The 18,483-nt window shown below is 70.4% G+C and carries 18 protein-coding genes; 14 read left to right on the top strand and 4 right to left on the bottom strand.

Annotated features, from left to right (window positions below; genetic code table 11):
* Positions 1-23 precede the first annotated feature (23 nt).
* The gene (locus ACGFZQ_RS42690) at positions 24-1,217 is read right to left on the bottom strand and encodes a threonine aldolase family protein (RefSeq protein WP_393844969.1); all 1,194 of its coding nucleotides are present in this window, start codon (positions 1,215-1,217) and stop codon (positions 24-26) included.
* Positions 1,218-1,415: 198 nt separating this feature from the next.
* Between ACGFZQ_RS42690 and ACGFZQ_RS42685 the strand changes: the two genes are divergently transcribed.
* The 10 genes from ACGFZQ_RS42685 (at position 1,416) to ACGFZQ_RS42640 (ending at position 10,038) form a co-directional block, all read left to right on the top strand.
* Positions 1,416-2,354 carry a DUF2520 domain-containing protein gene (locus ACGFZQ_RS42685; protein WP_351748853.1) on the top strand — a complete coding sequence of 313 codons (939 nt, stop codon included), beginning with the start codon at positions 1,416-1,418 and terminating at the stop codon, positions 2,352-2,354.
* Positions 2,351-3,352, top strand: coding sequence for a pantoate--beta-alanine ligase (panC, locus tag ACGFZQ_RS42680; protein ID WP_351748851.1), 1,002 nt, complete (start codon positions 2,351-2,353; stop codon positions 3,350-3,352). The genes ACGFZQ_RS42685 and panC overlap by 4 nt, the downstream gene beginning before the upstream one ends.
* Positions 3,349-5,070, top strand: a complete 1,722-nt coding sequence (locus ACGFZQ_RS42675) for an L-aspartate oxidase (RefSeq protein ID WP_351748849.1) — start codon at positions 3,349-3,351, stop codon at positions 5,068-5,070. Before panC ends, ACGFZQ_RS42675 begins: the two co-directional genes overlap by 4 nt.
* Positions 5,071-5,075: 5 nt before the next feature.
* Entirely contained in the window at positions 5,076-6,062 is a 987-nt protein-coding gene (gene nadC, locus ACGFZQ_RS42670) for a carboxylating nicotinate-nucleotide diphosphorylase (protein WP_351748848.1), read from the top strand.
* 4 nt (positions 6,063-6,066) lie between these two features.
* On the top strand, positions 6,067-6,864 hold the full coding sequence (locus tag ACGFZQ_RS42665) for a type III pantothenate kinase (protein WP_351748846.1): 798 nt from the start codon (positions 6,067-6,069) through the stop codon (positions 6,862-6,864).
* A gap of 144 nt (positions 6,865-7,008) precedes the next feature.
* Positions 7,009-7,626, top strand: coding sequence for a hypothetical protein (locus ACGFZQ_RS42660; protein ID WP_393845066.1), 618 nt, complete (start codon positions 7,009-7,011; stop codon positions 7,624-7,626).
* A gap of 466 nt (positions 7,627-8,092) precedes the next feature.
* A complete protein-coding gene (locus ACGFZQ_RS42655; RefSeq protein WP_351748845.1) occupies positions 8,093-8,284 on the top strand; it encodes a hypothetical protein in 192 nt (63 codons plus the stop codon).
* A 158-nt stretch (positions 8,285-8,442) separates the two neighbouring features.
* Positions 8,443-8,880, top strand: a complete 438-nt coding sequence (locus tag ACGFZQ_RS42650) for a BlaI/MecI/CopY family transcriptional regulator (protein ID WP_393844968.1) — start codon at positions 8,443-8,445, stop codon at positions 8,878-8,880.
* 9 nt (positions 8,881-8,889) lie between these two features.
* Positions 8,890-9,423 (top strand): amino-acid N-acetyltransferase, encoded by a 534-nt coding sequence (locus ACGFZQ_RS42645; RefSeq protein ID WP_393844967.1) that lies wholly within the window; start codon positions 8,890-8,892, stop codon positions 9,421-9,423.
* 279 nt (positions 9,424-9,702) lie between these two features.
* Positions 9,703-10,038, top strand: a complete 336-nt coding sequence (locus tag ACGFZQ_RS42640; RefSeq protein WP_351748637.1) for an Lsr2 family protein — start codon at positions 9,703-9,705, stop codon at positions 10,036-10,038.
* Here ACGFZQ_RS42640 and ACGFZQ_RS42635 read toward each other — a convergent pair.
* Complete coding sequence (locus ACGFZQ_RS42635; RefSeq protein WP_393844966.1) at positions 10,017-10,820, bottom strand: SCO3374 family protein; 804 nt, start codon at positions 10,818-10,820, stop codon at positions 10,017-10,019. The two genes, ACGFZQ_RS42640 and ACGFZQ_RS42635, sit on opposite strands and share 22 nt — an antisense overlap.
* Positions 10,821-11,250: 430 nt before the next feature.
* Between ACGFZQ_RS42635 and ACGFZQ_RS42630 the strand changes: the two genes are divergently transcribed.
* A complete protein-coding gene (locus ACGFZQ_RS42630; protein ID WP_351712174.1) occupies positions 11,251-13,776 on the top strand; it encodes an ATP-dependent Clp protease ATP-binding subunit in 2,526 nt (841 codons plus the stop codon).
* An 85-nt stretch (positions 13,777-13,861) separates the two neighbouring features.
* Here the strand turns inward: ACGFZQ_RS42630 and ACGFZQ_RS42625 are convergent, their stop codons facing one another.
* A complete protein-coding gene (locus tag ACGFZQ_RS42625; RefSeq protein ID WP_393844965.1) occupies positions 13,862-14,464 on the bottom strand; it encodes an HAD family acid phosphatase in 603 nt (200 codons plus the stop codon).
* 444 nt (positions 14,465-14,908) lie between these two features.
* Here ACGFZQ_RS42625 and ACGFZQ_RS42620 point away from each other — a divergent pair, with 444 nt between their 5' ends.
* Complete coding sequence (locus ACGFZQ_RS42620) at positions 14,909-15,460, top strand: M23 family metallopeptidase (RefSeq protein ID WP_393844964.1); 552 nt, start codon at positions 14,909-14,911, stop codon at positions 15,458-15,460.
* 13 nt (positions 15,461-15,473) lie between these two features.
* Here the strand turns inward: ACGFZQ_RS42620 and ACGFZQ_RS42615 are convergent, their stop codons facing one another.
* A complete protein-coding gene (locus tag ACGFZQ_RS42615; RefSeq protein ID WP_351712180.1) occupies positions 15,474-16,073 on the bottom strand; it encodes a TetR/AcrR family transcriptional regulator in 600 nt (199 codons plus the stop codon).
* Between the two features lie 159 nt (positions 16,074-16,232).
* Between ACGFZQ_RS42615 and ACGFZQ_RS42610 the strand changes: the two genes are divergently transcribed.
* The gene (locus tag ACGFZQ_RS42610) at positions 16,233-17,837 is read left to right on the top strand and encodes an MDR family MFS transporter (RefSeq protein WP_393844963.1); all 1,605 of its coding nucleotides are present in this window, start codon (positions 16,233-16,235) and stop codon (positions 17,835-17,837) included.
* Between the two features lie 168 nt (positions 17,838-18,005).
* Positions 18,006-18,440: a helix-turn-helix transcriptional regulator gene (locus ACGFZQ_RS42605; protein WP_351748648.1), complete on the top strand. Its 435-nt coding sequence runs from the start codon at positions 18,006-18,008 to the stop codon at positions 18,438-18,440.
* Positions 18,441-18,483: the final 43 nt, after the last annotated feature.

Genomic DNA, 18,483 nt, shown 5'->3' with positions numbered 1-18,483 from the left:
AGGGGGCTTCCGGTACGCGGCGCCTAAGGCAACCGTGCCACGAAGTCCGCGACCGCCGCCCGCACCTCCGCCGCCGTCCACTCCAGGCCCGCCGCCGTCACTGTCACCTCGGTCGTGGCCAGCCCCGGCCCCGTGGCCTCCCAGGGGCCGCTGAACAGGTAGGTGCCGGTCTCCTCCGCCTGGCGCACCGCCACCTCCAGCAGCACGTCGCCGTCGTACGGCAGCCAGACCTGGAACTGGTGGGTGTGCGGTTCCTCGGGGAAGACGCGCGCCCACGGCAGGCCCGCCTCGGTGAAGCCCTCGCGCAGCGCCGAGGCGACCACGCGCGCGTGGCGTACGAAGTCCGGCAGGCGGGGCAGCTCGCGCTCCAGGCCGGCCAGGGCCGCGAGTGCGGTCGGGAACTGCTGGAAGACCGTCCCGCCGTACCGGTGCCGCCAGGTCTTGGCCTCCTCGACCAGGGTCTTCGGGCCGGCCAGTGCGGCGCCGCCGAATCCTTCGAGGGACTTGTAGAACGACACGTAGACACTGTCCGCCAGGTCCGCGATCTCGTGCAGGGGGCGCCCGAAGTGGACGGTCGACTCCCACAGGCGCGCGCCGTCGAAGTGCACCACCGCGTCGCGCTCCCGCGCCGCCTCCACGACCTCCGTGAGCTCCTCCCAGGAAGGCAGCACGAAACCGGCGTCCCTGAGGGGCAGTTCCAGCATCAGCGCCCCGAAGGGCTCCTCGAAGTCGCGTATCTCCTGGGCGGTGGGCAGCCGGGGCTCAGCGGTCACGCGCACCGCGCGCAGGCCGGCGACCTCGCGGAAGGCGTTGCGTTCGTGGACCTCGGGGTGGGCGAGGGCGTGCAGGGCGACCGTGGCGTTGCCGGTGCGGGCCGCCCAGCAGCGCAGGGCCACCTGCTGGGCCATCGTGCCGGTCGGGAAGAACGCGGCGGCCTCGGTGCCCAGCAGGGCCGCGACGCGCGCCTCCAGGGCCTCGACGACTCCGTTGCCGTAGAGGTCCGCAGGTTCGTCCAGGTCGTACACCTCGGGTGCCGCTTCCTGGAGGCGTGCGAGCCGTTCGCGGAGCGAGGCCCGCGCGCCCACGCGCGCGAGGACGCGTTCGGCCTTCCGGTAGGCGGCCGTGCGCCGCTCCCGCATCCGCTGCTCCGCCGAAGCGGGTTCGTCCGGCTGGTCGTCCCGGGGGGTCTCGTCCTGCGTGGTCGCCGTATCGCTCATGCCCTGGATGATGCCGTCACGCGGCACCGGCGGGCCTCGCATTTTCCGCCCGGGAGGGGGTCCGGAGGGACACCCGGGGCGATGTGACCGGTGACCCACAGCCTGTGGACAGCCAACTTGGGCCGAACCCGATAGCGTTAACATGACGAGAAATCGTCCGGTACCCAGAGCGGACTGGAACGGGAAGGCCACCGTCGCGTGAGTACAGTCCAACAGCCAGACCCCAGTGACCGCCCCGCGCGGCTCACCGTCGGCGTCGTCGGCGCCGGTCGGGTGGGCCCCGCGCTCGCCGCGTCCCTGCAGCTCGCCGGGCACCGCCCGGTGGCCGTCTCCGGGGTCTCCGACGCCTCCCGGCGGCGCGCCGAGGCGATGCTGCCCGACATCCCGCTGGTACCCCCCGCCGAGGTCCTCCAGCGTGCCGACCTGGTGCTCCTGACCGTCCCCGACGACGCCCTGCCCGGCCTGGTCGCCGGCCTCGCCGAGACCGGTGCCGTACGGCCGGGCCAGCTGCTCGTGCACACCTCCGGGCGATACGGCGCCAAGGTCCTGGACCCGGCCCTGCGCGCGGGCGCGCTGCCGCTGGCCCTGCACCCGGCGATGACCTTCACCGGGACGCCGGTGGACGTGCAGCGGCTCGCGGGCTGCTCGTTCGGGGTGACCGCGCCCGAGGAGCTGCGGCTGGCCGCCGAGGCACTCGTCATCGAGATGGGCGGCGAGCCGGAGTGGATCTCCGAGGAGAACCGCCCGCTCTACCACGCGGCCCTGGCCCTCGGCGCCAACCACCTGGTCACCCTGGTCGCCCAGTCCATGGAGCTGCTCCGCACGGCCGGTGTCGAGGCCCCCGACCGGATGCTCGGCCCGCTGCTCGGCGCCGCCCTGGACAACGCCCTGCGCTCCGGCGACGCGGCGCTGACCGGGCCGGTGGCGCGCGGGGACGCGGGCACCGTCGCCGCGCACGTCACGGAGCTGCGCCGGCACGCCCCGCAGGCCGTCGACGGCTATCTGGCGATGGCCCGCGCCACGGCCGACCGGGCGCTCGCCCAGGGTCTGCTGAAGCCGGAACTCGCCGAGGACCTCCTCGGCGTCCTCGCCGGTGGCACGAACGGCACCCACGGCACCGAGGGGAACACCCGATGAGCACCGCCCTGCTGCGCACCGCCGACGAACTGCACGCGCGCGTGCGGCACGGCCGCCGCGCCGTCGTGATGACCATGGGCGCCCTGCACGAGGGCCACGCCACGCTGATCCGGAGCGCGCGCGAGATCGCCGGCCCGGACGGCGAGGTCGTCGTCACGGTCTTCGTCAACCCGCTGCAGTTCGGGGCCGGCGAGGACCTCGACCGCTACCCGCGCACCCTGGACGCCGACCTGAAGATCGCCGAACAGGCGGGCGCGGACGCCGTGTTCGCCCCGTCGGCCGAGGAGGTCTACCCGGGCGGCCAGCCCCAGGTCCGCGTCACCGCAGGCCCCATGGGCACCCTCCTGGAGGGCGCCTCGCGGCCCGGGCACTTCGACGGCGTCCTCACCATCGTCGCCAAGCTGCTGCACCTCACCCGCCCTGACGCGGCCCTGTTCGGGCAGAAGGACGCCCAGCAGCTGGCCGTGATCCGGCGCATGGTGCGGGACCTGAACTTCGGCATCGAGATCGTCGGCGTACCTACGGTGCGCGAGGCCGACGGGCTCGCGCTCTCCAGCCGCAACCGCTTTCTGTCGGCCGACGAGCGCCGCACTGCGCTCACGCTGTCGCGCGCGCTGTTCGCCGGAGCCGACCGGCACGCGGCGCAGGAGGCATTGCGTGCGCGGGCGCGCGAGGTGCCGTCCACGCGGGCGCGTGCCGAGGCGCTCAGCGCCATAGGGGAGTCCCGCGCGGCCGCCGACGCGCACGCCGTCGCCAAGGCCGTGCCGAACGCCGCCGCGGCAGTCCGCGCGGCCGTGCGGACGGTCCTGGACGAGGCCGTCCACTACGACCCGCCGCTCGAACTGGACTACCTCGCCCTGGTCGACCCCTCCGACTTCACCGAGATCGACGACGACTTCACCGGAGAAGCCGTCCTCGCCGTCGCCGCCCGGGTCGGGACGACCCGGCTGATCGACAACATCCCGCTCACCTTCGCCGCTCCCGGAGCCGCCTCGTGACCAGCACAGGCATACGACTGCACGCACCCGCCCCCGGGTGGTCCATCGACGCGGACGTGGTGGTCGTGGGGTCCGGCGTCGCCGGCCTGACCGCCGCCCTGCGCTGCGAGGCCGCCGGACTGACCACGGTCGTCGTCACCAAGGCGCTCCTCGACGACGGCTCCACCCGCTGGGCCCAGGGCGGCATCGCGGCGGCGCTGGGCGAGGGCGACACCCCCGAACAGCACCTGGACGACACCCTGGTCGCGGGCGCGGGCATGTGCGACGAGGGTGCCGTACGGATCCTCGTCACCGAGGGCCCCGACGCGGTACGGCGGCTGATCTCCACCGGGGCCCACTTCGACACCGACGCGGACGGCGACATCGAGCTCACCCGCGAGGGCGGCCATCACCGGCGCCGGATCGTGCACGCGGGCGGGGATGCGACCGGCGCGGAGGTCTCGCGCGCGCTGGTGGAAGCGGCTCGCGCGCGGGGCGTGCGGATGATCGAGAACGCGTTGGTGCTCGACCTGCTGACCGACGCCGAGGGGCGCACGGCGGGCGTGACCCTGCACGTGATGGGCGAGGGTCAGCACGACGGCGTGGGCGCCGTGCACGCCCCCGCGGTCGTCCTCGCCACCGGCGGCATGGGCCAGGTCTTCTCCGCCACCACCAACCCGTCGGTGTCCACCGGCGACGGCGTGGCGCTCGCGCTGCGGGCCGGCGCGGAGGTCTCCGACCTCGAATTCGTCCAGTTCCACCCGACCGTGCTGTTCCTCGGCGCCGACGCGGAGGGCCAGCAGCCACTGGTCTCCGAGGCGGTGCGCGGGGAGGGGGCCCACCTGGTCGACGCGGACGGCGTGCGCTTCATGGTCGGCCAGCACGAGCTGGCCGAGCTGGCGCCCCGGGACATCGTCGCCAAGGGCATCATGCGGCGCATGCAGGAGCAGGACGCCGAGCACATGTTCCTGGACGCCCGGCACTTCGGCGCCGACATGTGGGAGCACCGATTCCCGACGATCCTGGCCGCCTGCCGGGCGCACGGCATCGACCCGGTCACCGAGCCCATCCCCATAGCGCCGGCCGCGCACTACGCCTCCGGGGGCGTGCGCACCGACGCGCGCGGGCGCACGACCGTGCGCGGGCTGTACGCGTGCGGCGAGGTCGCGTGCACCGGCGTGCACGGCGCGAACCGGCTCGCCTCCAACTCCCTCCTGGAGGGCCTGGTCTACGCCGAGCGCATCGCCGCCGACATCACCGCGCGGCACGCGGAGAACCGCCTCCACGCGCGCGTGCCCGTCCCGGTCCCGCACCCCGACAAGCCCGCGCACCCGCTGCAGGCCCCCGAGGCCCGGTTCGCGATCCAGCGGATCATGACCGAGGGCGCCGGCGTGCTGCGCTCCGAGGAATCCCTGGCCAGGGCCGCCGAGCAGCTCCAGCGCCTGCACACCGAGGCGCGTGACTCCCTCGCCGAGAACGGCAAGACCGCCGAGCCCGGCGTCGACACCTGGGAGGCCACCAACCTCCTGTGCGTCGCGCGAGTGCTCGTCGAGGCGGCCCGGCGCCGCCAGGAGACCCGCGGCTGCCACTGGCGCGAGGACCACGCCGACCGCGACGACAGCGTGTGGCGTCGCCACATCGTCGTACGGCTGAATCCTGACCGCTCGCTGGCCGTGGGCACCACCGACACCGCAGACTTCCCCCCGACCCGGCCGCACCAGCCATCCCAGGAGCAGTGACAGACGTGAGCACCAACGACCTTCCCCTCGCCAACGGCGGCGGCTGCGGCGACGGCTGTGCCTGTGGCGCCGAGGGCGACGAGGGGTCCGCAGAATACGCAGTGTGCGGGCTCGACCCCGCGCTCGCCGAACTCCTCGCCGCCGCCGGACTCGACCCGGTGGAGGTCGAGGACATCGCCAACGTGGCCGTCCAGGAGGACCTGGACAACGGCGTGGACGTGACGACCGTCGCGACGATCCCCGAGGAGGCCGTGGCGACCGCCGACTTCGTCGCGCGCGAGGCGGGCGTCGTCGCGGGGCTGCGGGTCGCCGAGGCCGTGGTCTCCGTGGTCTGCACGGACGAGTTCGAGGTCGAGCGGCACGTCGAGGACGGCGACCGGGTCGAGGCCGGGCAGCCGCTGCTGTCGATCACCACCCGCACCCGCGACCTGCTCACCGCCGAGCGCAGCGCGCTCAACATCCTGAACCGCCTCTCCGGCATCGCGACCGCCACGCGCGCGTGGGCCGACGCGCTGGAGGGCACGACCACGCGCGTGCGGGACACCCGCAAGACCACCCCGGGGCTGCGCTCCCTGGAGAAGTTCGCGGTGCGCTGCGGCGGCGGCGTCAACCACCGGATGTCGCTCTCCGACGCGGCCCTGGTCAAGGACAACCACGTGGTCGCCGCCGGCGGTGTCGAGCAGGCCTTCAAGGCCGTCCGCGAGGCCTTCCCGGACCTGGCGATCGAGGTCGAGGTCGACACCCTGCACCAGCTGCGCGAGGCCGTCGACGCGGGTGCCGACCTGATCCTGCTGGACAACTTCACGCCGGGGGAGTGCGAGGAGGCCGTGGCGATCGTGCACGGACGCGCGCTCCTGGAGGCGTCCGGGCGGCTCACCCTGGAGAACGCGCGGGCGTACGCCGACACCGGCGTGGACTTCCTGGCCGTCGGTGCCCTCACCCACTCCTCGCCGATCCTGGACATCGGCCTGGATCTGCGCGAGGCGGAGTGATCCCATGCTCCTCACGATCGACGTCGGCAACACGCACACCGTCCTGGGGCTCTTCGACGGCGAGGACATCGTCGAGCACTGGCGCATCTCCACGGACGCGCGCCGTACCGCCGACGAACTGGCGGTGCTCCTCCAGGGGCTGATGGGCATGCACCCGCTCCTCGGCGACGAGCTCGGCGACGGCATCGACGGGATCGCCATCTGCGCGACCGTGCCGTCCGTGCTGCACGAACTGCGCGAGGTCACCCGGCGGTACTACGGCGATGTGCCGGCGGTGCTGGTGGAGCCCGGGGTGAAGACCGGGGTGCCGATCCTCACCGACAACCCCAAGGAGGTCGGCGCGGACCGGATCATCAACGCGGTCGCCGCCGTCGAGCTGTACGGCGGGCCGGCGATCGTCGTCGACTTCGGTACGGCCACGACCTTCGACGCGGTGTCCGCGCGCGGGGAGTACGTCGGCGGTGTGATCGCCCCCGGTATCGAGATCTCCGTGGAGGCGCTTGGCGTCAAGGGCGCACAGCTGCGGAAGATCGAGGTGGCCCGGCCCCGGAGCGTGATCGGCAAGAACACGGTGGAAGCCATGCAGTCGGGCATCGTGTACGGGTTCGCCGGCCAGGTCGACGGGGTGGTCGGCCGGATGGCGCGGGAGCTGGCGGACGATCCGGACGACGTGACGGTGATCGCGACGGGCGGGCTGGCGCCGATGGTGCTGGGGGAGTCCTCGGTGATCGACGAGCACGAGCCGTGGCTGACGCTGGTGGGGCTGCGGCTGGTGTACGAGCGGAACGTGTCGCGGATGTGAGGCGGTGGGGGCCGGGGGGGCGCGCATAGGGTGGCGACCGCCAGGTGGGTGGCCCCGTCGCGCCACACCCTGCCCCTATGTCGAGTTTGTCTGATTTACGCGTATCTTCGGTCCATGCCCACGCCATACGGATCCCGCGGCGGCATGGCGTTCGGTGCGGAGGAGCTGCGTGTGCTCCGCCGTGCTCTCGCCCTCGCCCTTCACCCCGGTCCCGCCTCCGCCGAGGACGTCAAGGACTGTCATCGGCTCGCCGAGTCGCTCGACGAGGCGGTGCGTGAGGGGGCCCGACTGCGTGCCTTCCTGGTGGCCGATCTCGTCCGCTACCGCGCGGCCCTGCCCGGGACCGTCGCCGGTTATCTCGCCCTCCTGGAGGAGGCGCTGGGCGCCGGACACCGGCCCACCCCGGACGACCTCGCCGCGCTGCGGGCGCTGCGCGGAAACCCGGGAGCGGCCGCGCTGCTCCACCGTTGCCAGGCGCTCGCGGAGCGTGATGTGCGGGCCCGGCTGGCGCAGGGGGCCCGCAAGGTTCCCGCACCGGCAATTCCCGCGTCCAGGGTCCGTCTGACGGCCCTGCCGGGCGGTGCGGCCAAGGAGCCGGAGAGGAAGCCGAAGGAGAAGCCCGCCGAGCGGCCCGCCCCGCAGCCCGCGGCTCCCGATCCCGTGGTGCCGAAGCGGCCCATTCCGACCCCGGGCGAGGTCTTCCCGCGGCGTCGGCCCACCCAGCCGCCCGCCGGTTCACAACAGCGGCTCGCCGCCGGCTGAGCGGCCCGCCGAGCGTCCGCCCGAGCGCCCGCCCGAGCGCCCGCCCGGGCGGACGGCAGAGTATCCGGCCAGGCGGCCGGCAGAGCGTCCGCCCGGGCGACGGCACGCCAAGCGGCAGACCCGAACAGCAGACCGGGTAGCCGGCCGAACAGTAGACCCGAGCAGCTGGCCGAACGGCAGACCGGGCAGCCGGCCGCGCAGCAGACCGGGCGGGCCGCCCAGCCGGCCCGCCCGGCCACACCCGCCCCAGCGGGCCCGCCCGCCCGCACCCGCCCGGCCACACCCGCCCGGCCACACCCGCCCCAGCGGGCCCGCCCGCCCGCACCCGCCCGCCCGCACCCGCCCGCCCGCACCCACCCGCCCGCACCCGCCCGAGCCGCCTGGGAAAACGGCAGCTCGCGCGTGTTGCGCGACGGTTCGCCCACCCCGCCCCTTTCGCCCGGTCCTCCGTGGCTACCCTGGACGCATGGACTATGTCTCCGCGCTCCTGCCCCCGGTCGTCATGGCCGTCTTCTTCATCGGTCTGGTCCGGGTGATCGTGAAGACCCAGGGCGGCGCCGCCAAGGCCAAGGAGGACGCCGCCGTGGACGCCGCCCTCGCGCGCGCGGCGCGCGGAGAGAGCAGCCCGAAGACCTCCGCCCCGAGCGGCGACGCCTGATCGCGGAACACACCTCCCCGGGCGTACGACGCGCCGCACGGCCACAGCCGCGCCTCCCCAGTCGTACGCCCTTTTTGTTCGCCTTTGTTGGCGAAAGTGCACGTCCGGCACGCCGTTGGCGGTTTCTCCCACTATTGTTCTGAGTTGTGCCTCGCCCATTGGGAGAACTCGAAGACGCGGTCATGACGCGGGTGTGGAAGTGGAACCGCCCGGTGACCGTTCGGGAAGTCCTGGAAGACCTCCAGCAGGAACGGTCCATCGCGTACACCACGGTGATGACCGTTTTGGACAATCTCCATCAGAAGGGCTGGGTGCGACGGGAGGCCGAAGGGCGGGCCTATCGATATGAGGCCGTCTCCACACGGGCCGCCTACGCCGCCGCCCTCATGAACGACGCGTGGTCCCAGAGCGACAACCCGGCCGCGGCTCTCGTCGCCTTCTTCGGGATGATGAGCGACGAACAGCGCCAGGCTCTGCGGGACGCCGTACGGATCGTGCAGGGTCCGGATAGGCCGGAACAGCAGGAAGAACGCGAAGACCCGGAAGCCCCGCAAGAGGAGAACCCCGGCTCCATGGCGGACCGCGGCGGGCGATAGCGTCCGCTCATGTCAGCGATGCACCCCGAAGTCACCGCAAAAGCCATCACCGTCCGGCGGGCCAGGACCGCCGATGTCCCGGCGGTGCGCCGACTCCTTGACGCGTACGTCCGTGACCGCATCCTCCTCGACAAAGCCACGGTGATGCTTTACGAGGACATCCAGGAGTTCTGGGTCGCGGAACGCGACGACAACGCCGAGGTGGTCGGCTGCGGCGCACTGCACGTGATGTGGGAAGACCTCGCCGAAGTGCGCACTCTCGCGGTGAAGCCGGGCCTCAAGGGCGCCGGTGTCGGTCATCAGTTGCTGGAGAAGTTGCTGGAGACCGCCCGTTGGCTCGGTGTTCGCCGAGTTTTCTGCCTGACCTTCGAAGTCGAGTTCTTCGGGAAGCACGGCTTCGTGGAGATCGGCGAGACGCCCGTGGACACCGATGTCTACGCGGAGCTGTTGCGTTCCTATGACGAGGGCGTCGCGGAGTTCCTCGGACTCGAACGAGTGAAACCGAACACCTTGGGCAACAGCCGGATGCTTCTGCATCTGTGATCACCGAGAGGGATCGCGGCGGACAAGAGGCATCGGGGCGGAGTCGGGTAGGAGATCGGGCCGCTATTCCGGGCACCTCGCCTTGCCCAGGTGCCCTATGTCCGAAACGCGCATGTTTCCGGGCATGAGCGGGACCCTCGGTCTCTCCCAGGGGTTTGTGTTTTTCACGCAAAAGCGGTTTGCTTTCCGACGTACTGCAGTACTGCATATAACAAGGGGCGGCGAAACGGCGGACGCCGCAGACCCCCGACCCTCACGTTATCGATGAAAGGAAATCCGGTGGCACAGAAGGTTCAGGTCCTTCTTGTCGACGACCTCGACGGCGGCGAGGCGGACGAGACCGTGACGTTCGCGCTGGACGGCAAGACGTACGAGATCGATCTCACGACCGCCAATGCGGACAAGCTGCGCGGACTTCTCGACGCCTATGTCAAGGGCGGTCGTCGTACCGGTGGCCGTGCTTCGGGCGGACGTGGAAAGGCCCGTGCGGCTGCCGGCGGCAGCCAGGACACCGCGCAGATTCGCGCGTGGGCAAAGGAGAACGGCTACGAGGTCAACGACCGCGGCCGTGTTCCGGCGACGATTCGCCAGGCCTACGAGGACGCCAACAGCTGACTGTCCTCCGGCCCGCGGCTCACGCGCCGCAACCGGATCCGGTGGCACTCGGTGGCCACCGTGTCCACCAGCCGTACGAGATCGGGGGCGCCTCCAACGCCCCCCATGGCCGACCTCGTCGACAGCGTCGACAGTCTCGGCAGCGAGTTTTCGACCTCGCACCCCGACTCGGGGGGCCGCAACCAGACGGCGGCCCCCTGCACGGCTGCCCGGGGTTCGCCCGGCTCGACAGTTCCTTCGGCGGCTTCGGAAGGCGATCGGGTCCCGGCGGAGACCGGCTCGGGCCGCACCGGAGTGTCGATCTGACCGTGCGCGCCCAGTGCTCGCATCGGAGCGTCCATCCGACCGTGCGCGCCCAGTGCCCGCAGATCCAGGGCCAGCGCGCCCCACTCCAGCCAGTCCAGCAGCCCCGGCAGTTCCTCCGCGCTGCCCGCTGCCACCAGCAGCCGCATCCGGTCGCCCCGGAGCGCCACCGGAGAGCCCGGCCCCAGATGCCTGAGCGCCTTCGCGCCCGCCGCGGCCGGGACGTCCAGCACGTCGAAACGCACGCCTGTGACCAGCCGAAGCGGTTTTCCGGGCGTTTCGGGCACTGTCGCCCAGCCCAGATCGTTCTCGTACCAGTGCCGGAGCCGGGCCGCCCGCCCGTCCGGCCCGACGACGCGACCGGAATCCGCTGCGAGGACGCAACCGGAATCGGACGCGACGGCGGAATCGACACCGGAACCGAGCGGACGACGGGGGTGAGGGACCGTTGAAGCGGCCAGAGGGACTGTGCCAGCCATGCCAAGTGAAACCGTCGCCAGCCCGCCAGAGTTACGCTGGGTATGCGTGCGAATGCGCAGAGTGCCGGAAGAGGGGGCGTGCGGGGGTCCGGAGGGACGCAAGGTTGTTCGCCCGTAGCGGAGGGACCGGGGGCATACGGCATGGACTGTCAGTCCGGACGGGTAAGACATCCCTAGTGGGAGGGGGCGACACGCAGGCGAGGCCGTCTCACGTTCGCCATCGGCGTACTGACGGAAGGGGTAACTGCCTGGCCTGCGGGAACATCGTCTCGCACCATCGGGTTGGAGCAGATGTCGGCGTTCGGGGTCAGGAGGCCATCGACGGTGTCGGCAGTTGGAATGAGCGGTCCCCGCTTGCGGGACTAAGCTGCGGAAGGACAGAGAGGGGAAGTTCCCCCCACTGCCTGACCGCTCTGAGGAGCGATTAACGATGTTCGAGAGGTTCACCGACCGCGCGCGGCGGGTTGTCGTCCTGGCTCAGGAAGAAGCCCGGATGCTCAACCACAACTACATCGGCACCGAGCACATCCTCCTGGGCCTGATCCACGAGGGTGAGGGTGTCGCCGCCAAGGCCCTTGAGAGCCTCGGGATTTCGCTCGAGGCGGTCCGCCAGCAGGTGGAGGAGATCATCGGGCAGGGGCAGCAGGCCCCGTCCGGGCACATCCCCTTCACCCCCCGTGCCAAGAAGGTCCTGGAGCTGTCGCTCCGCGAGGCTCTTCAGCTGGGCCACAACTACATCGGCACGGAGCACATTCTGCTCGGCCTGATCCGTGAGGGCGAGGGCGTCGCCGCCCAGGTCCTGGTCAAGCTGGGCGCTGATCTCAACCGGGTGCGGCAGCAGGTCATCCAGCTGCTCTCCGGTTACCAGGGCAAGGAGACCGCCACCGCCGGCGGCCCTGCCGAGGGCACCCCCTCGACGTCCCTGGTCCTCGACCAGTTCGGCCGGAACCTCACCCAGGCCGCTCGTGAGTCCAAGCTCGACCCGGTCATCGGGCGCGAGAAGGAGATCGAGCGGGTCATGCAGGTGCTGTCCCGCCGTACCAAGAACAACCCGGTCCTGATCGGTGAGCCCGGCGTCGGCAAGACCGCCGTCGTCGAGGGCCTCGCTCAGGCCATCGTCAAGGGCGAGGTGCCCGAGACCCTCAAGGACAAGCACCTCTACACCCTGGACCTCGGCGCCCTGGTCGCCGGCTCCCGCTACCGCGGTGACTTCGAGGAGCGCCTGAAGAAGGTGCTCAAGGAGATCCGCACCCGCGGTGACATCATCCTGTTCATCGACGAGCTGCACACGCTGGTCGGTGCGGGTGCCGCCGAGGGCGCCATCGACGCGGCTTCGATCCTGAAGCCGATGCTGGCCCGCGGTGAGCTGCAGACCATCGGTGCCACCACCCTGGACGAGTACCGCAAGCACCTGGAGAAGGACGCGGCCCTGGAGCGCCGCTTCCAGCCCATCCAGGTCGCCGAGCCGTCCCTGCCGCACACGATCGAGATCCTCAAGGGTCTGCGTGACCGGTACGAGGCCCACCACCGGGTCTCCATCACGGACGAGGCGCTGGTCCAGGCGGCCACCCTGGCCGACCGTTACATCTCGGACCGCTTCCTGCCGGACAAGGCGATCGACCTGATCGACGAGGCGGGTTCCCGGATGCGCATCCGCCGGATGACCGCTCCGCCGGACCTGCGCGAGTTCGACGAGAAGATCGCCGCCGTCCGCCGGGACAAGGAGTCCGCGATCGACTCGCAGGACTTCGAGAAGGCCGCCTCCCTCCGCGACAAGGAGAAGCAGCTCCTGGCCGCCAAGGCCAAGCGGGAGAAGGAGTGGAAGGCCGGCGACATGGACGTCGTCGCCGAGGTCGACGGCGAGCTGATCGCCGAGGTGCTGGCCACGGCCACGGGCATCCCGGTCTTCAAGCTCACCGAGGAGGAGTCCTCGCGTCTGCTGCGCATGGAGGACGAGCTCCACAAGCGGGTCATCGGCCAGGTCGACGCCGTCAAGGCGCTGTCGAAGGCGATCCGCCGTACGCGTGCCGGTCTGAAGGACCCGAAGCGCCCCGGTGGCTCGTTCATCTTCGCCGGCCCGTCCGGTGTCGGTAAGACCGAGCTGTCCAAGGCCCTCGCCGAGTTCCTCTTCGGTGACGAGGACGCGCTGATCTCCCTCGACATGTCGGAGTTCAGCGAGAAGCACACGGTGTCGCGTCTCTTCGGTTCGCCCCCCGGTTACGTGGGCTACGAAGAGGGCGGCCAGCTGACCGAGAAGGTCCGCCGCAAGCCGTTCTCCGTCGTCCTCTTCGACGAGGTCGAGAAGGCCCACCCGGACATCTTCAACAGCCTGCTGCAGATCCTGGAGGACGGTCGCCTGACCGACTCCCAGGGCCGGGTCGTGGACTTCAAGAACACGGTCATCATCATGACGACCAACCTCGGCACCCGGGACATCTCCAAGGGCTTCAACCTGGGCTTCGCGGCCACGGGCGACACGAAGTCCAACTACGAGCGCATGAAGAACAAGGTGTCGGACGAGCTCAAGCAGCACTTCCGTCCCGAGTTCCTCAACCGCGTCGACGACGTGGTCGTCTTCCCGCAGCTCACGCAGGAGGACATCCTGCGGATCGTCGACCTGATGGTCGGCAAGGTGGACGAGCGCCTGAAGGACCGGGACATGGGCATCGAGCTCTCCCAGTCCGCCAAGGAGCTGCTGTCCAAGAAGGGCTACGACCCGGTGCTGGGCGCGCGTCCGCTGCGTCGCACGATCCAGCGCGAGATCGAGGACACGCTCTCCGAGAAGATCCTCTTCGGCGAGCTGCGTCCCGGTCACATCGTGGTCGTCGACACGGAGGGCGAGGGCGAGGCCAAGACCTTCACCTTCCGGGGTGAGGAGAAGTCGGCGCTCCCCGACGTCCCGCCGATCGAGCAGGCGGCCGGCGGAGCCGGCCCGAACCTGAGCAAGGAGGCGTAGCCCTTCGGGGTCAGCCCAAGAAAGGGGCCGGTGCTTTTCGAAGCACCGGCCCCTTTCGCGTACCGCCGCGCGGGCGGCCGTGGGACTATGACAGCTGACCGTCGTAGTCCGGCAGCTTGTACGTCTTCTCCGCGTGGCCGCCCGAGAGGTCCGTGGCGCTGTTGCCGATGTTCGCGATGATCGTGTAGCCGCTGTTCTCGATGTCGACGCGCTGGGCCGTCTTGTAGGCGGCGACGTCCTTGAAGAGGTCGAAGAGGCCGCGGACGTAGAGGCCGGAGACGTCGTAGCCGTCGTGTTCGAGGTTGTACTCGGTCGGCAGGTAGATGATGCCCGGGCGGGCCGTGACGAAGAACAGGGATACGCCGTGCTCCTGGGCGTACCGGGCGACGTTCAGGACCGGCTTGTTGGCCGGCTGGGGGAAGCTGAAGCCGTAGTCGGTCTCCAGGGTGGTGTTGTCGATGTCGAAGACGATCGCCTGCCGCTCGCCCGGCTTGGCGGCGGCGATGCGCTGCTTCAGGTAGGGCAGGGCCTGGTCCATCACGGACTGGCAGTCCTGCTGCCAGGTGGCGTAGTCGACCGTGGTGGAGCTGCTCTCCGTCGCGGCCTGGGCCGGCGCGGCCATCCCCGCGAGCGCGGCCACGGAGACGGCGGTGACGGACATGCGGCGGGTCCAGGTGCCTGTGGTCATCGGTTGGGGTGTCCTCTCACGTCCACGGCTGTGTCAGGGGCATGGTGAGTGGAGGATATGGCGCGGAGGGAACCGTGGGGTTACCTGCGGGTAGGTCGGGCGAGGTGTGGGTCACATCCCGATGGCTTCGGGGCTCGGTCGCCGGTGACATAGCGCACGGGCGAAATGCCGGTTACTAGCCGGAATAGTGGGACCCGAGATGATCGTTCGAGGGGTTTTTTGCCTCATGTCGCATGGGGCGGTGATGGCAGGGTGCGGGCTGACTGGTCAAGGGCGCTCTGTCAAGAAATGGTCAACTTTACGTATGGGTACTAGGTGATGTCGTAGATGGTGCGGTTTGAGGAGGGCGCGGCTTTCGGGTTACCAAGAGATGCCCCGTTCGGCGGCTGTCAGTGTCAGCCGGTGCCGGAGGGGGGTCCCCGTTGTCTACTCCACGAGGTTTCGATGTCCCTGCGCGCCGCTCTCCGTGCCCCCCGTACGTCCTCGCTCCGCAAGCGTGCCGCCGTTCTGGCCGCCGGTGTCGGAGTCACGGCCGTGGTGGGGTCGGGGGTCGCGTCGGCCGCCACCTCCAGCGCCGCCGCCTGGATCGACCCGGTGAAGAAGTACACCCTCTCCGCGAGCTTCGCCCAGGCCGGCGGCATGTGGACCGCCAAGCACAGCGGCCAGGACTTCGCGGTGCCGACCGGCACCCAGGTCGTCGCCGCGCACGGCGGTACCGTCGTCAAGGTCGGCGGCAACGGCGCCGGTGACGGTCCCGCGTACGGCAACGCCATCGTCATCAGGCACGGCAACGGCCAGTACTCGCAGTACGCGCACCTCTCGCGCATCGGCGTGAAGGCCGGGCAGATCGTCAGGACCGGTCAGCCCATCGGGCTGTCCGGCAGCACCGGCAACTCGACCGGGCCGCACCTGCACTTCGAGATCCGTACGACCCCGAACTACGGCTCCGCCGTCAACCCGGTCGCCTTCCTCCGTGCCAAGGGCGTGACCGTCTGAGGCGCGTGAGCGTCTAAGCGGGACGATCCGAACCCTGGTGGGCCTGGGTCACCAGGTCCAGGGCGACCTCCAGAACGGCTTCCTGCTTCTTCTCGGGGTCGCCTTCCAGGTCCTGCATGACGAACATGCCCGCGTGCAGCGTGAACATCGCGCTGATGCAGCGGACCTGGTCGGTCAGGGGCGCGTCCGGGTCGATGATGATGTTCCGCAGGCCGCGCATCCGGTCCTTGAAGGTGTCGCCGATCCGCAGCTCCCGCACGGTCGCCTGGTTCTCCTGCATGAAGCGGAACAGCGGTCCGGCCTCGGCCAGCGCCCGGCTGTAACGCCGTACGATCTCCAGCTTGACCGCCAGGGTGTGCGGCTGGCCCTCGCCCCACTCGATCAGGTCCTGGATCGGCCGTGTCAGGTCCTCGAAGACGCTGACCAGGATCTCTTCCTTGGTCTTGAAGTGGTAGTACAGGGCTGCCTTGGTCACGTCGAGGCGCTCGGCGATCTCCCGCAGGGAGGTCTTCTCGTAGCCCTGCTCGGCGAAGAGTTCGAGCGCCACGTCCTGGATGCGCTGGCGGGTGTTGCCGCGGCGCTGCTGCTTGGTGCCGTCCATGGTGACGCCCATCCTCTTACTCCTCGCACTCCCGCGAAAACTCGCCCTGCCGGATACCGGCGTCCGCTCCGAGAACTTACTTGACGACCGGCTAGTGACAGGTCTACCTTCCCAGTGTACTGAACTAGCCGGGCGGCAAGTAAGTAGCTGCCGCCAGGGGGAGTGGGAGAGATGGCGGACACCCAGGCGGCCGAGACCGGCCAGGAAACACCGGGGGCACCCGAAGCGGTCGGGCAACCGGAGAAAGAGCCGAAGAGCGTACGGGTCGTGATGCTCGCGCTCATGGTCGCGATGATGCTCGCGATGCTCGACAACATGATCGTGGGTACGGCGATGCCGACGATCGTGGGCGATCTGGGCGGCCTCGAGCATCTGTCGTGGGTCGTGACCGCGTACACCCTCGCCACCGCCGCGGCCACCCCGCTCTGGGGCAAGCTCGGCGACATGTACGGGCGCAAGGGCGCCTTCCTGACCTCCATAGTCATCTTCCTGGTCGGCTCCGCGCTCAGCGGCATGGCCCAGGACATGGGCCAGCTGATCGGGTTCCGGGCCATCCAGGGCCTCGGCGCCGGTGGTCTGATGGTCGGCGTCATGGCGATCATCGGTGACCTCGTGCCGCCCCGTGAGCGCGGCAAGTACCAGGGCATGATGGCCGGCGTCATGGCGCTCGCGATGATCGGCGGCCCGCTGGTCGGCGGCACCATCACCGACAACTGGGGCTGGCGCTGGGCCTTCTACATCAACCTGCCGCTCGGCGTGGTCGCGCTGGCCGCGGTCACCGCCGTACTGCACCTGCCGAAGAAGCGGAGCAAGGCGCGCATCGACTACCTCGGCGCCGGTCTGCTGACCCTCGGCATCACCTCGATCGTGCTGGTCACCACCTGGGGCGGTTCCCAGTACGCCTGGACGTCCGCGCGGATCATGGAACTGATCGCCATCGGCGTCGTCTCGCTGATCGGGTTCGTCTTCTGGCAGACCAAGGCCGCCGAGCCGGTGCTCCCGCTGCACATCTTCCGCAGCGGCAACTTCACCCTGATGTCGATCATCGGCTTCATCGTGGGCTTCGTGATGTTCGGCGCCACGCTCTTCCTGCCGCTGTACCAGCAGTCCGTGCAGGGCGCGTCCGCGACCAACTCCGGTCTGCTGCTGCTTCCGATGCTCGGCGCGATGCTGGTGACCTCGATGGTCGCCGGGCGGGTCACCACCAGCACCGGCCGCTACAAGATCTTCCCCCTCGTGGGCGGGGTGCTCCTCACCGTCGGGCTGTACCTGCTGTCCACGATGGACACCGACACCACGCGGTTCGTGTCCGGCGTGTACATGGCCGTCGTCGGCCTCGGCATGGGCTGCCTGATGCAGATCACCATGCTGGTCGCGCAGAACAGCGTGGAGATGAAGGACATGGGTGTCGCGTCCTCGTCGACCACCCTGTTCCGTACGCTCGGCTCCTCCTTCGGTGTCGCCATCATGGGCGCGATCTTCAACAACCGGGTCCAGGACGAGATGGCCGCACGGGCCGGGGGGCTGGGCTCGAAGGTCACCGAGCAGTCGGCCTCGCTGGACGCGGCGAGCCTGGCGAAGCTGCCGGCCGCGGTGCGCGAGGCGTACCAGCACGCGGTGTCGGCCGGCACGCACTCGGCGTTCCTGCTCGGTGCCGTGATCGCCGTGGCGGTCGTGGTGGCCGCGGTGTTCGTCAAGGAGGTGCCGCTGCGCGGTGGCTCCCAGAAGGCGGGCTCCGACGAGGCGGCACCGCTGCCGGTGGTCGAGGCCGTCTGAGAAACGTGTGCGGGTGGCCCCGGGGACCGAGCGTCTCCGGGGCCACCCGCTTTCCGTCGTCCTCTCGGGACCGGCGCACGGCTGGCTTCTCGGTACGGGCGCGCGGCTGTCTTCTTGGTACGGCCGCACGGCCGAGTTGTCCCCTCGGCGTCGACTTAGCATCGACGCATGGACAGACTGCGTCAGCTGCGCCTCGCCAAGGACGCCATGGACCGGGACTGGGCCGATCCGGACCTGGACCTCGACGCGGTCGCCGGGCACGCCGGGTACTCGCGGTATCACTTCGTCCGCGCCTTCAAGGAGGCGTACGGCGAGACGCCCGGCCAGTATCTGACCCACCGCAGGATCGAGCGAGCCCAGGAGATGCTCCGCGGCGCGAACCTCACCGTCACCGAGATCTGCCATCTGGTCGGCTTCAGCAGCCTGGGTACGTTCTCCAGCCGGTTCAAGGCACGTACCGGACTCAGCCCCACCGAGTACCGGACCGAGCACGTCGGCAGCGGCGCCTCCCTCATCCCCGGCTGCTACGCCATGCTCTGGGCCGGCGGCTTCCGGAACAGGAGCGCAACTTCCGAGAAGCGCCCCGCCGACCCGCCCGCCTAACGTGACGGACAGGAACAGCGACCGTCCGGCAGGAGAGCACAGC

Origin of the sequence: Streptomyces sp. NPDC048254 (assembly GCF_043201895.1) — a bacterium.
In the GTDB taxonomy this organism is placed as follows: Bacteria; Actinomycetota; Actinomycetes; order Streptomycetales; family Streptomycetaceae; genus Streptomyces.
This window is presented reverse-complemented; position numbering and strand designations above follow the sequence as displayed.

Excerpts from the sequence above, each read along its gene's own strand:
- ACGFZQ_RS42605 (WP_351748648.1), top strand. The coding sequence starts at position 18,006 with ATGGACAGACTGCGTCAGCTGCGCCTCGCCAAGGACGCCATGGACCGG.
- ACGFZQ_RS42690 (WP_393844969.1), bottom strand. The coding sequence starts at position 1,217 with ATGAGCGATACGGCGACCACGCAGGACGAGACCCCCCGGGACGACCAG.
- ACGFZQ_RS42615 (WP_351712180.1), bottom strand. The coding sequence starts at position 16,073 with ATGGGCGTCACCATGGACGGCACCAAGCAGCAGCGCCGCGGCAACACC.
- ACGFZQ_RS42645 (WP_393844967.1), top strand. The coding sequence starts at position 8,890 with ATGTCAGCGATGCACCCCGAAGTCACCGCAAAAGCCATCACCGTCCGG.
- ACGFZQ_RS42660 (WP_393845066.1), top strand. The coding sequence starts at position 7,009 with ATGGCGTTCGGTGCGGAGGAGCTGCGTGTGCTCCGCCGTGCTCTCGCC.
- ACGFZQ_RS42620 (WP_393844964.1), top strand. The coding sequence starts at position 14,909 with ATGTCCCTGCGCGCCGCTCTCCGTGCCCCCCGTACGTCCTCGCTCCGC.
- ACGFZQ_RS42610 (WP_393844963.1), top strand. The coding sequence starts at position 16,233 with ATGGCGGACACCCAGGCGGCCGAGACCGGCCAGGAAACACCGGGGGCA.
- panC (WP_351748851.1), top strand. The coding sequence starts at position 2,351 with ATGAGCACCGCCCTGCTGCGCACCGCCGACGAACTGCACGCGCGCGTG.
- ACGFZQ_RS42665 (WP_351748846.1), top strand. The coding sequence starts at position 6,067 with ATGCTCCTCACGATCGACGTCGGCAACACGCACACCGTCCTGGGGCTC.
- ACGFZQ_RS42625 (WP_393844965.1), bottom strand. The coding sequence starts at position 14,464 with ATGACCACAGGCACCTGGACCCGCCGCATGTCCGTCACCGCCGTCTCC.
- ACGFZQ_RS42630 (WP_351712174.1), top strand. The coding sequence starts at position 11,251 with ATGTTCGAGAGGTTCACCGACCGCGCGCGGCGGGTTGTCGTCCTGGCT.
- ACGFZQ_RS42635 (WP_393844966.1), bottom strand. The coding sequence starts at position 10,820 with ATGGCTGGCACAGTCCCTCTGGCCGCTTCAACGGTCCCTCACCCCCGT.
- ACGFZQ_RS42655 (WP_351748845.1), top strand. The coding sequence starts at position 8,093 with ATGGACTATGTCTCCGCGCTCCTGCCCCCGGTCGTCATGGCCGTCTTC.